Origin of the sequence: Flavobacterium degerlachei, from assembly GCF_900106645.1 — a bacterium.
GTDB classification, from domain to species: Bacteria; Bacteroidota; Bacteroidia; order Flavobacteriales; family Flavobacteriaceae; genus Flavobacterium; species Flavobacterium degerlachei.
The window spans coordinates 33,573-47,503 of record NZ_FNMV01000006.1 but is presented as its reverse complement, the minus strand read 5'-3'; the positions used below and the strand labels follow the sequence as shown (position 1 = coordinate 47,503).

Here is a 13,931-nt window from a genome sequence, read left to right as displayed (position 1 = left end):
TCGCGTCTGAATTATAGCTATGAATTCAATATGATTATTGAGTTAAAGGCACAAAAAAATAAAAAATGGCACAAGCAGAAACTAGAAAAAACCTTGTATTATCGGGATTAGAACCATTAATCATTACGCCAGATAGCGTATTTGTGAATATTGGGGAACGTACCAATGTTACAGGTTCTAGAAAATTCCTTCGATTAATTAAGGAAGAAAAATACGAAGAAGCACTCAGCATTGCCAAAGAGCAAGTAGAAGGTGGCGCACAAATCATCGATATTAATATGGATGAAGGAATGCTTGATGGTGAATATGCTATGACAAAATTCCTGAATTTAATTGCTGCTGAACCAGATATTTCGCGTGTGCCTATCATGATTGATAGTTCAAAATGGGACATTATCGAGGCAGGACTTAAGGTTGTGCAAGGAAAAAGTGTGGTAAACTCGATTTCATTAAAAGAAGGAGAAGAGCAATTTATTCATCATGCTAAATTGATCAAGCGTTACGGTGCTGCAGCAATTGTCATGGCTTTTGATGAGGTAGGACAAGCTGATAATTACGATCGTCGAGTAGAAATATGCCAGCGTTCGTATGATATTTTGGTAAACAAAGTTGGTTTTCCTCCACAGGATATTATTTTCGATTTAAATATATTTCCGGTTGCAACAGGAATGGAAGAACACCGCCTGAATGCTTTGGATTTCTTTAGAGGAACCAAATGGGTTCGCGAAAATTTACCTCATGCACACATAAGTGGTGGCGTGAGTAATGTTTCGTTCTCATTCAGAGGAAATGATACCGTTCGGGAAGCGATGCATTCCGTTTTCTTGTATCATGCAATTCAAAACGGTATGACGATGGGAATCGTAAATCCAGAAATGCTTTCTATTTATGACGAAATTCCAAAAGATTTACTGGAACGCGTTGAAGATGTAATTCTGAATAGAAGAGACGATGCTACTGAAAGACTATTGGATTTTGCCGAAAATGTAAAAGGAGATGTAAAAAGTAATGAAAAAGCGATCCAAGAATGGCGTTCGGGAACTATTCAGGAACGATTAACACATTCATTAGTAAAAGGAGTTGATGAATTTATTCTTTTAGATATTGAAGAAGCCAGACTCGCAGCTGCAAAACCTATCGAAGTTATCGAAATTAACCTGATGACTGGAATGAATGTAGTTGGAGATTTATTTGGTTCAGGAAAAATGTTTTTGCCCCAGGTTGTTAAATCAGCACGTGTAATGAAAAAAGCCGTGGCGTATCTATTGCCATTTATTGAAGCATCAAAACAGGCTGGTGACAAACAGGGGAATGGTAAAATCTTGATGGCAACGGTAAAAGGAGATGTACATGATATAGGTAAAAATATTGTTTCCGTAGTGTTGGCATGTAATAACTATGAAATTGTAGATTTAGGAGTTATGGTACCTCCCGAAAAAATTATTGCAGCTGCTATAGAACATAATGTAGATATTATTGGTTTAAGTGGTTTGATTACTCCTTCACTTGATGAAATGGTGTATCTAGCTAAGGAATTAGATAAGAAAGGCCTGAAAATTCCAGTTATGATTGGTGGAGCAACAACTTCCAGAGCACATACTGCCGTGAAAATTGCGCCTCAATATAGAGAAACTGTAATTCATGTTAATGATGCTTCGAGAGCAGTAACGGTTGCTGGAAGTTTGTTAAACAAGGATAAAAAAATATATGCAAGTGATATTAGAGCAGAGTATGATGCGTTTAGAGAGACGTTTTTAAACCGTTCGCGTGACAAAAATTTCTTGACCATTGAGCAAGCACGTAAAAATAAATTACAATTGGATTGGGATAATTTTACTCCTGTGAAACCAAATGTACTAGGCGAGCAAGTGATCGAAGTAGAATTGGACGTGTTGGTTCCTTACATTGACTGGACGCCATTTTTTAGAACATGGGAATTGTTTGGTAAATACCCAGCGATTTTGACAGATGAAGTGGTTGGTGAGCAAGCGACTTCGGTTTTTGCGGACGCTAATGAAATGTTGGAAGTTATTTTGAGAGAAAAGAAACTGACTGCCAAAGGAATCTACGGAATTTTCCCTGCAAATCAAGTCAATGATGATGATATTGAATTAACGGATGAAAACGGAAAACCATTACAGACATTCTTGACTTTGCGCCAACAATCTCAAAAAACAAAAGGAGCGCCAAATATTGCCTTATCTGATTTCATTGCTCCAAAAGACAGTGGAAAAATAGATTACATGGGTGCTTTTTGTGTGACTACAGGTTTTGGTGTTGATGAATGGGCGGCTGAATTCGAAAAGGATTTAGACGATTACAATTCGATTATGGTCAAAGCATTGGCGGATCGTTTTGCAGAAGCTTTCGCAGAATATTTGCACGAAAAAATCCGTAGAGAAATTTGGGGTTATGCTTCTGATGAAAATTTAACTACCGAGGCAATGATTGAAGAAGTTTATAAAGGAATTCGTCCTGCGCCAGGTTATCCGGCTTGTCCCGACCATTTAGAAAAACCAACAATTTGGAAATTGCTGAATGTAGAACAAGAAATAGGAGTAACCTTGACCGAGAGTATGGCAATGTGGCCAGCATCATCTGTTTCTGGATATTATTTTGGAAATCCAGAAAGTAAGTATTTCGGACTTGGAAAAATTAAAGAAGACCAGGTTATTGATTACGCAAAACGCAGAAGTATTTCTACCGATATGGCAACAAAATGGTTGAACCCAAATATAGCGGATTAGAAAATAGTTTAAAGTTGAAATTTTGTTTAAAGTTTAAAGTTTAAAGTTGTTCGAGAGGACTTTAAACCTTAAACCTTAAACTTCAAACTAAAGAAAATGAAAGTAACACAACATATAGAAGACGCAAAAGGAGAAACATTATTCTCTTTCGAAATCATTCCGCCTCAAAAAGGGAAAAGTATTCAGGAATTATACGATAATATAGATCCATTGATGGATTTTAAACCACCATTTATCGATGTGACAACTTCTCGTGAGGAGTTTATTTATGTGGATAAGGGAAACGGTTTATTGGATAAAAAGTTGACTAGAATGCGTCCGGGAACTTTGGGTATTTGTGCGTCGATTAAACATAAATATAACGTTGACACCGTGCCTCATGTGCTTTGTGGTGGGTTTACAAAAGAGGAAACGGAGTATTTACTAGTTGATTGTCATTATTTAGGAATTAATAATGTCATGGCATTGCGCGGTGATGCTATGAAAGACGAACAGTCTTTTGTTGCGAAAGTTGGAGGTAATAATTTTGCAGTTGATTTAGTACAACAGATTAATCTATTGAATGAAGGGAAATATTTGCATGATGTTATGCATGTAGATAACAAAGCCGATTTTTGTATTGGTGTGGCTGGATATCCAGAGAAACATTTGGAATCTCCGTCATTGATCTCTGATTTAAAAAGACTGAAAGAAAAAGTGGATGCAGGTGCTGATTATGTGGTAACACAAATGTTTTTTGACAATTCAAAATATTTTGAATTTGTTGCCAAAGCAAGAGAAATGGGAATTACAGTTCCTATTATTCCAGGAATTAAACCACTTGCGGTACAAAGACACTTACAAATTTTGCCTCAAATTTTCCGAATCGATTTGCCAGAAGATTTAATTGATGCCGTAGACAAATGCAAAACAAATGCAGATGTGAAACAAGTTGGTATCGAATGGGCAATTCAGCAATCATTAGAGTTGAAAGCTGCCGGAGTTCCTGTATTGCATTACTATTCAATGGGCAAATCAGAGAATATCAGGCAAATAGCATCGAAGGTTTTTTAGGGGATAATACAGTTATTAGTTACTATCTTTTCTTGTTTCAAATAAATGGGAGAATAAACGGGTTTTCACTCCAAACGTAGCTCCCTAAATTCAAATGAAAATAGAAGTACAGTTAACTAATAAGGGCTAGGCATATAAGGAGTAATTAAAGGTTTTTTAATTTCGACTTTTCATAAATTTTGTTTTTACACTTTCCACAAACTTGTCGGTTGCGCGAAGGAGGATTTCGATAACACAATAAACTATAGAGAACTTGGTTTTTAATTCTTATATTTGAATTTACGATTATAACGATTTAGATATGAAATACTTATACTATACGCTTTTAGCGACCGCCATAACAGTTACTTCCTGTAAAAACGATGAGACCGCTGCAGTAAAAGCTAATCCTAGAAATGAAATTCCTTTTTGGCAACAAACAACTTCAGCGGTGCAAGACCAAGCGACAGAATCTTCTGGAATGCAAAATGGTAGTTCGGGGATGGCTATGTCTACTCCAGCTGGAATCAACCCTCCGCATGGAGAGCTAAATCATCGATGTGATATCGCTGTTGGAGCGCCTTTAAATACTGCTGGAAGTGGAGGAACTTCTGTACAGCCAGCTTCTCTCCAGTCTACACAAACAGTGAGTAGTCCGCAAACTGTCACTGCTAAAACAGTTACCGCGAAGGGAATGAATCCACCACATGGAGAAACGAATCATCGATGTGATATAGCGGTAGGAGCTCCGTTAAATTCAAAGCCAGCATCAACTATCACTACTTCAAGCGAGAGTTCGACTGCAGCTTCACCAGAATATACTGTTCAACCAGCAGTACCGACTTTGTTGTCAACTGCTGCTGCTAATACTGAAACTGTTGCAGGGATGAATCCGGCGCACGGAAAAGAAGGGCATCATTGTGACATAGCTGTAGGTGCAGCTTTACCGAAACCGTAATTTCTTTTTTAACCATAAACGGAGACTGATCACTATAATACTGACTACTGTCAACTTACTTTGTAATTTCCCTAAAAATTGCCTCCAGATTTTTGTTTTTCTGATTGAGTTGCAAGGTCTTCAAGCCATTTGCAGCAGCAAAATCAAAAACTGCGGGACGCATGTCTTTGTCGGTTGTAAAGGTCAATTCCCAAATCATATCGTGGGTATTTTTATAGGAAGTAAGGTTTTCAATTTTGGCAATTGCTTGTTCTTCTATTTTATAGTCGAATTCCACCTCAATAACTTGTTCCTTATTTTCAGAAATTAAGTTGTCTAGCTTTTTATCGGCTACGATTTTACCATTATTGATAATAATCACGCGGTCACAAATCGCTTCCACTTCTTGCATAATATGCGTCGAAAGGAAAACGGTTTTGTCCTTACCTACATTTTTGATGACATTACGAATTTCAATCAATTGGTTCGGGTCTAAACCTGTAGTGGGTTCATCCAAAATCAAAACATCGGGATTGTGTAATAAAGCGTTGGCAAGACCTACGCGCTGACGATATCCTTTGGATAATTGTCCAATTTTTTTATGACTTTCGGTGGTTAAACCTGTCAATTGAATCACTTCTTCGATACGGGATTGTGCTACTTTATATACATCAGCATTAAAAGCTAAATATTCTCTCACATACAAATCCAAATACAGCGGATTGTGCTCTGGTAAATAACCAATTGAAAGTTGTACTGCTTTTTGTTGTGCAGTTACATCATGTCCATTAACCAGTGCCGAACCTTCATCAGCATTAATATAGGTGGTCAATATTTTCATTAATGTCGATTTACCGGCGCCATTTGGACCAAGAAAACCAACGATTTCTCCTTTGTTTACTGAAAACGAAATGTTGTCAAGTGCTTTTTGGGCACCATAACTTTTGGAAATGTTGTTTACTTCTATTGACATGTAAATTTATTTGTTGCAAAAGTAAAAAGAAAATGGTGATTTATTGTTTTTATTAAACAATATCAAGCAATGGTTGTTATCAGCTCTTTTGTTATTGTAATGATTGGTATTTAATAAATAGAGTGATATATTTATAAAAATTTATAAAAAGCGAAACTAAAAATGGAGGAAAGTAAGAGTTTGTTTAAGACGTATAGCGGAATTATTTGGTTGCTATGTGGAATAACTGCAGGAAGTATTTTAGGGTTGGTCTTTGGGAAAGGTGTTGAGGTTATAAAACCGCTCGGGGATATATTCTTGAATTTGCTTTTCACAGCGATTATTCCGTTGATATTTTTTACAATTGCCTCCTCGATTGCCAGCTTAGAGAAGTCGGAAAAATTAGGGAAGTTGTTTGTGGTTGTTATAGGTGTATTCTTAAGTACGGTACTTATATCTGCTATATTGATGATAATAGGAGTTATGCTTTTTCCGATTCATCAAGACATTATCATATCAAGAATACCATTGGAGAGTATACAAAGTGCCAGTGGCGGTTCACAAATTACCCAATTGCTCACGGCTAATGATTTTTACGAATTACTTTCGCGAAAAAGCATGTTGGCATTAATTATATTTTCTTTTTTGATTGGATTTGCTAGTTTGAGATCAGGGGAAAAAGGAGAAGGTTTCAGAATATTCTTGAACTCAGGAAATGAAGTAATGAAGCAATTGCTACATATAATTATGAAAACGGCGCCAGTAGGATTAGGTGCGTATTTTGCGTATCAAGTTGGGATATTTGGTCCGCAATTATTTGGAGCTTATGCAAAGCCTTTAGGTCTTTACTATGCAGTGTGTGCATTCTATTTTGTGGTATTCTTTAGTTTGTATGCATTTTTCGCGGGTGGGAAAGAAGGATTGAAAATTTTCTGGGGTAACAACATTACGCCAGCATTAACGGCATTAGGTACATGTAGTAGTATTGCGACAATTCCTGCTAACCTTGAAGCATCCGAAAAAATGAAAGTGCCAGGATATATTAGAAATGTGGCCATACCTCTAGGAGCACCTTTGCATAAAGATGGATCTAGTATGTCTTCTATTATAAAAATAGCGGTCATTTTCGCTATGTTTGGCAAGGATTTTACTGATCCTAGCACATTGGTTGTCGCAATAGGTATTACTGTTATAGTTTCAGTAGTCGAGGGTGGTATACCAAACGGAGGGTATATAGGAGAAATTCTGGCAATTACAATCTATGGTTTTCCCATGGAACAAGCGTTACCTGCCGCCATGATTGTAGGAACCTTAGTAGATCCGATGGCGACGTTATTGAATGCAAATGGAGATGTAGTTTCTGCGATGTTGATTACCCGAATATCAGAAGGGAAAAAATGGCTGTCGACAACTTTAACTGCGTAATCTAAGTGCGTAAATATTTTTCAAACAAAAGCAGCTGTTTTTGTTACGGAAGCCGTTTAGGTGCAGTTGCTTATATATTATTTTATGTGGCATTTTTTTAGTTATTATGTAATTTAATCTCCGTTTTATCGAGGATTCTTTTTTTGTTTGATATTATTCTTTTTTTTATTTGGATAGCTGAAAATTATTTATACATTCGCATAGAACTTATTACAAAACACAAATCATAATGTTGAATAACCGATTTTATTTTAGCAATACTTATTATTTCTTCTGGAAAGAGGGTAGGGATTGTCGTATGGTTATTTAATTAAAAAATTAAATTGATAATTATAAATATACAATCCCGATGAAAATCGGGATTTTTTTTTGCTTAAAAGTGGTCATATGAATGCGAAAATTGCAATACAAGGTATAAAGGGTTCATTTCACCATCAGGTGGCACAAGAATATTACGAACAAGAAGTTGTGGTTGATGAATGTCTGTCTTTTGAAGAACTCGTTGATAGTCTACTTTCAGGTAAAGCAGATCAGGCAGTTATGGCTATCGAAAATTCAATCGCTGGACCTATTATTCCTAATTATGCTTTAATAGACAAAAATAATTTGCACATCATTGGGGAACATTATTTGAATATTACTCAAAATTTGATGGCGCTAAAAGGGCAAAAATTAGAAGATATAGTTGAAGTACATTCTCACCCAATGGCATTACTTCAATGTATGGAATTTTTAAAAAAGTATCCAAGTATCAAGTTAGTTGAAGACAAGGATACTGCTGAAACTGCTCGTAGAATTCAGGATAAACAATTAAAGGGTATAGCAGCAATTGGTAGTAATGCGGCTTCGGTAATGTATGATTTGGGAATTCTGGCACCAGCAATTCAAACTATAAAAAATAACATGACTCGTTTTGTTATCATAAATAAAGAGAATTCATTTGTGCCAATAGAAGAGGTCAATAGAGCTTCTTTAAAATTTGAATTGGATCATAAAAGAGGAAGTTTAGCAGCAGTACTTAACGTGATGAGTGATTGTAAAATGAATTTAACAAAAATACAATCGTTGCCAAAAATTGAAACACCTTGGAAGTACTCCTTTTTTGTGGATGTTACTTTTGAAAAATATGAGGATTATGCAAAGGCTAAATCACTATTACAAATTATGGCTGAATACTTCAAAGTTTTAGGCGAATATAAAAATACAAAACCATGATTACAACCGCAAAAAGGTTAGATACTGTTGAAGAATACTACTTCTCTTCAAAATTGAGAGAAGTTAGACAATTGCAGTCTGAAGGGAAACCTATCATTAATATGGGAATTGGAAGTCCGGATTTGAGTCCTTCAAAAGACGTTGTTGAAGCGGTGCAATTAGCCATGCTTGATGAAAATGCTCATGGTTATCAAAGTTATCAAGGATTGCCAGAATTGAGAAAGAGTATGGCAGATTTTTATGAAAACAATTATAATGTAGCACTGAATCCCAATACTGAAATTTTGCCTTTGATGGGTTCTAAGGAAGGGATTATGCATATTTCACTTGCTTTCTTGAACGAAGGAGATCAGGTTTTGATTCCAAATCCAGGATATCCTACCTATACTTCGGTAACTAATTTGGTAGGAGCGGTTCCAGTTTATTATGATTTGAAGGAAGAAAATAATTGGGAACCTGATTTTGAAAGCTTAGAAAAATTAGATTTAACTAAGGTAAAAATAATGTGGATTGGTTATCCACACATGCCTACAGGAGCTCGAGGAAGTATTGCTTTATTTGAGAAATTAGTGGCTTTCGCCAAAAAACACCAAATATTATTAATCAATGACAATCCATATAGTTTTGTTTTGAATGATAATCCAATGAGTTTGCTGCAGGTTGAAGGAGCTAAAGATGTCGCTCTAGAGTTGAACTCTTTAAGTAAAACCTTTAATATGGCAGGCTGGAGAGTAGGAATGGTTTTAGGAAATGCTGAAGCCATTGACGCTATTCTGAAAGTAAAAAGCAATATGGACAGCGGAATGTTTTTTGGAATCCAAAAAGGAGCAATAGCTGCTTTGAAGAGTGATAAGTCTTGGTTTGATGCAATGAATGAGATTTACAAGAAACGCCGCGTTTTAACCGAACAATTAGCTGAGAAATTAAATTGTAAAGTATATAAAGAAGGTGTTGGATTGTTTGTTTGGGCAAAATTGCCAGAAGGGATAACTTCTGCTGAAAAGTTTATAGACAAGATTTTACATGAAAAACATCTGTTTATCGCACCGGGAACAATTTTTGGAAGTAATGGTGAAGGATATATTCGATTTGCATTATGTGTAAAAGAAGAAAAAGTACAAGAAGCAATTGATAGATTTAATTAAATGAAAATTTATATAGTAGGAATAGGACTGATTGGTGGGTCGATGGGGTTAGATATTAAAACAATATACCCAGAAGCTATTATTTATGGAGTTGACAATAATGAAAATCATTTGCAACAAGCATTAGCACTTGGTGTGATTGATGAAGCTGCAACTTTAGAAAATGTGTCAGATGCGGATTTTGTGATTGTTTCTGTTCCCGTTGATGTAGCGATAACTGTTTTGCCTGAAGTACTGGATTTAATTGGAGAAAACACCATTGTTTTTGAAGTAGGTTCTACAAAAGCGCCCATTTGTGAAGCTGTATCGAGTCATCCTAAAAGAAGGAATTTTATCGCAACACACCCAATAGCTGGAACTGAGTTTTCTGGACCATCAGCAGCAATTAAAGGTTTGTTTCAAGGGAAAACAAATATTATTTGTGAAGTCGAGCGTACCGCTTTCAAGTTGCAGGAAAAAGCATTGGATCTTTTTAAAGCTATAGGAATGAGAATTCGATATATGGAGCCTAAATCGCATGACAAGCATATTGCTTATGTGTCGCATTTGTCTCATATTAGTTCATTTATGCTTGGAAAAACGGTGATAAACAAAGAAAAAGACGAACAAGATATCTTTGACATGGCGGGAAGTGGATTTGAAAGCACTGTTCGTTTAGCTAAAAGCTCACCGGCAATGTGGACACCTATTTTTAAACAAAACAAGGTTCAGGTAATAGAAACATTAGAAGAGTATATTTCAAACCTTACCCAATTTAAAGATTTGTTAATAAAAGAGGATTACAATGCCATTTTTGAAGAAATGCAAAGTGTAAATAAAATAAAAGAAATATTGAACGGAATGAATGTTACGAAATAGGAACTATTCAAACCAACTTAGAAGTTAATAAGAAGAACAACACATAAAAATAATAAAATAAATAATTAGAAAAGATGGAAAACAAGAAAGAAATGAGAACATGGTTGAACGATTTCAATTTAACTCACCCATTTGTAATCGCTGGACCTTGTAGTGCTGAAACTGAAGAACAAGTATTGAAAATAGCTCATGAATTGAAAGATTCTGACGTAAGTGTTTTTAGAGCGGGAATTTGGAAGCCTAGAACACGTCCAGGAGGATTTGAAGGTGTTGGAGAAATAGGATTGAAATGGTTGAAAAAAGCTAAAGAAGAAACAGGATTGTTAATGGGAACGGAAGTTGCTAATGCAGCTCACGTAAAATTAGCTTTAGAATATGATATCGATGTCTTATGGGTTGGTGCAAGAACAACGGTAAACCCGTTTGCAATGCAAGAATTAGCAGATGCTTTACAAGGAACTAAAAAAATCGTATTAGTAAAAAACCCAGTTAATCCAGATTTATCTTTATGGTTAGGTGGAGTAGAGCGTTTATACAATGCAGGAATCGAAAAGTTAGGAGTAATTCATAGAGGTTTTTCTACTTACGAAAAAACAAAATACAGAAACATTCCAGAATGGCAGATTGCTATCGAATTGCAAAATAGATTCCCTGATTTACCTTTAATTATTGATCCATCACATATTACTGGAGACCGTGAGATGATTCTTGAAGTTACGCAACAAGCGTTAGACTTGAATTACGACGGTATGATTATCGAAACGCATGTTGATCCAGATAATGCTTGGAGTGATGCAGCACAACAAGTTACGCCTACAGCATTGAAACAAATTTTCGTAGATTTAAAAGTTAGAAAAGTAGATGATGTTTCTGATGAGTACACTAAAAAAATGAGCAAATTAAGAGCGAATATTGATGTTCTTGATGGTACGTTGCTAGATTTATTAGGAAAGAGAATGAAAGTGGCTGACGAAATAGGTCAAGTTAAAAAAGAATCTAACGTTGCTGTACTTCAAAATACACGTTGGAATGAAATTTTAGGAAAAATGATTTTAGACGGAGAGCAAAAAGGACTTACTGAAGAGTTTGTACTAAAAATGTTCAAGGCAATTCACCAAGAAAGTATTGGTCACCAAGAGAAAGTGATTAACGGATAATTGGAACAGAACAAATTTTATTATTTTTTATTTATCAAAACCTACAATTTATTTGTAGGTTTTTTTGTAATATTGAGTTAATTATTTAACCCTAACTTTCATAGTATGAAACAAAAAATTTTACTTTTTATTTGCCTATTTACTTCAGTATTTGCATTTTCCCAGTTTGATAGTGCCAAACAGGTTTTTGAATCTCAAAATTTAAAAGAAGAAATTACAACTCACAAAATAGTAGCTATTTTGCCTTTTAAAGCTACCATTTCATTTAAAAGATTACCTAAGAACTATAATGAGGCAACTAATAAAGAGGATGAGAAAAACTTAGGGGCAAATATGCAGTCTGGATTATATACATACCTGTTAAGGAAGTCATCAGATTATTCAGTTACAGTTCAAGATATCGATAGAACTAATGCGTTACTGAAAAAAAATGATATTATTGAAAAGCTAGATGAATTAACCTCAGATGAATTAGCAAAAATTTTAGGTGTTGATGCTGTTATTAAATGTAGTTACGCTTATGAGAAAACGGGTAGTGAAGGTGGTGCTATCGTGAAATCACTTTTGATTGGTTTTGGCACAGGTAAGGTTGCTACAGGTGAATTAACGATGCAGATTAATAATGGTAAAGATGGAGAATTATTATGGAGATTTTACAAACAGATGAATGAAGATGTGATGAGTTCACCAAGTGCAATGATGGAAAGAATGATGAGGAAAGTAGGTAGGAATTTTCCATACCAAATTTAAGGTTTCATAATTGAAAATAAAAAAGAGTGTTTTTTATCAATTAAAATTAATATAATTAATTCCCACAGCTTCTAAAGAAAGTTGGGGGAATTTTTTGTTTTGGACATTAATAAAAACTTCAAACTTTAAACTTTAAACTTGAAACAATATTTTACCTTTGCAACATGACAGGACTCGTATATAAATCTACAGGAAGTTGGTACACTGTAAAATCTGAACAAGGAGATTTTATTGAATGCCGTATGAAAGGAAAATTCCGAATCAAAGGAATCAAGAGTACCAATCCTATTGCTGTAGGTGATATAGTGGATTACGAACTCGAAGAATCTTCGGATACAGTGACGGGAACCATTCACCATATTCACGACAGAAAGAACTATATTGTTCGGAAATCAGTAAACTTGTCACACCAGATGCACATTATCGCATCTAATATTGATCGGGTTTTCTTATTGGTGACTATTAATAATCCACCAACAACTTTCAATTTTATAGATCGCTTTCTGGTGACTGCCGAAGCGTATGGTATAGAAACAATATTGGTTTTTAATAAAATCGACACTTTTGATGAAGCTACATTGGATGAACAATTGTACATGCAACATGTTTACCAAGAAATAGGATACAAATGCCTGCGTGTTTCCTCGACAGAGATGAAAGGAATTGAGGAATTGAAGGAAATGATGATTGGTAAAGTGAGTATGTTTTCTGGGCATTCAGGAGTTGGAAAATCAACATTAGTTAATGCTATGGAACCTTCTTTACATTTAAAAACAAAAACAATTTCTGAGGCAAGTAAGCAAGGACAGCACACCACTACTTTTGCCGAAATGTATGATTTGTCTTTTGATGCTAAAATTATTGATACGCCAGGTATTAAAGGTTTTGGAATTGTTGATATGGAGAAAGAGGAGATTAGTGGTTATTTTCCGGAGTTCTTTAAGTTGAAAGAACATTGTAAATTCAATAACTGTTTGCATAAAGACGAACCAAAGTGTGCTGTGAAGGAAGCATTGGAAAGAGATGAAATAGCCTGGTCACGTTACAACAGTTATCTTAAACTGTTGGAAGGGGATGATGAAAATTATCGTACTGACATTCATAATGAGGATCGAGCAATCAGTGACGAAAACAGAAAATAAATACCTTCTATTCATAATTTATAATTCACCATTAATTTGAAAGTTGTCCTCCAAAGAGTTTCCTCCGCGTCCGTAACCATTGATAGTAAAATTGTAGCCGATATCCAAAAAGGACTACTAATCTTAATTGGTATAGAAGATTCAGATAATCAAGAAGACATTGATTGGCTGGTTGGAAAAATTACTAAAATTCGTATTTTTGAAGATGAGAATCAGGTGATGAATCTATCAGTAAAAGACATAGATGGCGATATCATTGTGGTTAGTCAATTTACACTTCATGCCGCTACTAAAAAAGGCAACCGGCCCTCTTATATCAAAGCAGCAAAGCCGGATGTTGCCATTCCATTGTATGAGAAATTTGTTCAGAACTTAGAAAAAGAATTTGGGAAGAAAATACAAACTGGTATTTTTGGGGCTGACATGAAAGTGAGTCTTTTAAACGATGGACCAGTCACGATAATTATAGATAGTAAAAATAGAGAATAATTACTTGTTTATTGTAAGATTTATTCTATTTTTGAGAACCACGAATAATTAAAAAAACCAAAATAACACAGAATTATACCAT

At 35.1% G+C, this 13,931-nt stretch carries 12 protein-coding genes; 11 read left to right on the top strand and 1 reads right to left on the bottom strand.

All coding sequences use genetic code 11. The features are described from left to right. Window positions 1-65 precede the first annotated feature (65 nt). The 3 genes from metH to BLV91_RS07360 all read left to right on the top strand — a co-directional run bounded on the left by metH (window position 66) and on the right by BLV91_RS07360 (window position 4,737). Window positions 66-2,747 (top strand): methionine synthase, encoded by a 2,682-nt coding sequence (gene metH, locus BLV91_RS07370; protein WP_091431336.1) that lies wholly within the window; start codon window positions 66-68, stop codon window positions 2,745-2,747. A 96-nt stretch (window positions 2,748-2,843) separates the two neighbouring features. Next, window positions 2,844-3,800 (top strand): methylenetetrahydrofolate reductase [NAD(P)H], encoded by a 957-nt coding sequence (gene metF, locus BLV91_RS07365; protein ID WP_091431335.1) that lies wholly within the window; start codon window positions 2,844-2,846, stop codon window positions 3,798-3,800. 301 nt (window positions 3,801-4,101) lie between these two features. Next, window positions 4,102-4,737: a hypothetical protein gene (locus tag BLV91_RS07360; RefSeq protein WP_091431333.1), complete on the top strand. Its 636-nt coding sequence runs from the start codon at window positions 4,102-4,104 to the stop codon at window positions 4,735-4,737. A 55-nt stretch (window positions 4,738-4,792) separates the two neighbouring features. On the opposite strand, the gene gldA is transcribed toward BLV91_RS07360, so the two are convergent. Next, the gene (gene gldA, locus BLV91_RS07355; RefSeq protein ID WP_091431331.1) at window positions 4,793-5,689 is read right to left on the bottom strand and encodes a gliding motility-associated ABC transporter ATP-binding subunit GldA; all 897 of its coding nucleotides are present in this window, start codon (window positions 5,687-5,689) and stop codon (window positions 4,793-4,795) included. 162 nt (window positions 5,690-5,851) lie between these two features. Between gldA and BLV91_RS07350 the strand changes: the two genes are divergently transcribed. The 8 genes from BLV91_RS07350 to dtd all read left to right on the top strand — a co-directional run bounded on the left by BLV91_RS07350 (window position 5,852) and on the right by dtd (window position 13,849). After that, window positions 5,852-7,093, top strand: a complete 1,242-nt coding sequence (locus BLV91_RS07350) for a dicarboxylate/amino acid:cation symporter (RefSeq protein ID WP_091431329.1) — start codon at window positions 5,852-5,854, stop codon at window positions 7,091-7,093. A 387-nt stretch (window positions 7,094-7,480) separates the two neighbouring features. Next, window positions 7,481-8,308 carry a prephenate dehydratase gene (locus tag BLV91_RS07345; protein ID WP_091431327.1) on the top strand — a complete coding sequence of 276 codons (828 nt, stop codon included), beginning with the start codon at window positions 7,481-7,483 and terminating at the stop codon, window positions 8,306-8,308. Further along, window positions 8,305-9,453 carry a pyridoxal phosphate-dependent aminotransferase gene (locus BLV91_RS07340; protein ID WP_091431325.1) on the top strand — a complete coding sequence of 383 codons (1,149 nt, stop codon included), beginning with the start codon at window positions 8,305-8,307 and terminating at the stop codon, window positions 9,451-9,453. Before BLV91_RS07345 ends, BLV91_RS07340 begins: the two co-directional genes overlap by 4 nt. Continuing rightward, window positions 9,454-10,311, top strand: coding sequence for a prephenate dehydrogenase (locus BLV91_RS07335; protein ID WP_091431323.1), 858 nt, complete (start codon window positions 9,454-9,456; stop codon window positions 10,309-10,311). A 74-nt stretch (window positions 10,312-10,385) separates the two neighbouring features. Continuing rightward, window positions 10,386-11,468: a bifunctional 3-deoxy-7-phosphoheptulonate synthase/chorismate mutase type II gene (locus BLV91_RS07330; protein WP_091431321.1), complete on the top strand. Its 1,083-nt coding sequence runs from the start codon at window positions 10,386-10,388 to the stop codon at window positions 11,466-11,468. A gap of 105 nt (window positions 11,469-11,573) precedes the next feature. Beyond that, the gene (locus tag BLV91_RS07325; RefSeq protein WP_091431318.1) at window positions 11,574-12,218 is read left to right on the top strand and encodes a hypothetical protein; all 645 of its coding nucleotides are present in this window, start codon (window positions 11,574-11,576) and stop codon (window positions 12,216-12,218) included. A gap of 164 nt (window positions 12,219-12,382) precedes the next feature. Further along, window positions 12,383-13,360 carry a ribosome small subunit-dependent GTPase A gene (gene rsgA, locus BLV91_RS07320; RefSeq protein WP_091431316.1) on the top strand — a complete coding sequence of 326 codons (978 nt, stop codon included), beginning with the start codon at window positions 12,383-12,385 and terminating at the stop codon, window positions 13,358-13,360. A gap of 36 nt (window positions 13,361-13,396) precedes the next feature. Next, window positions 13,397-13,849: a D-aminoacyl-tRNA deacylase gene (dtd, locus tag BLV91_RS07315; RefSeq protein WP_091431314.1), complete on the top strand. Its 453-nt coding sequence runs from the start codon at window positions 13,397-13,399 to the stop codon at window positions 13,847-13,849. The last annotated feature ends 82 nt before the right edge of the window (window positions 13,850-13,931 follow it).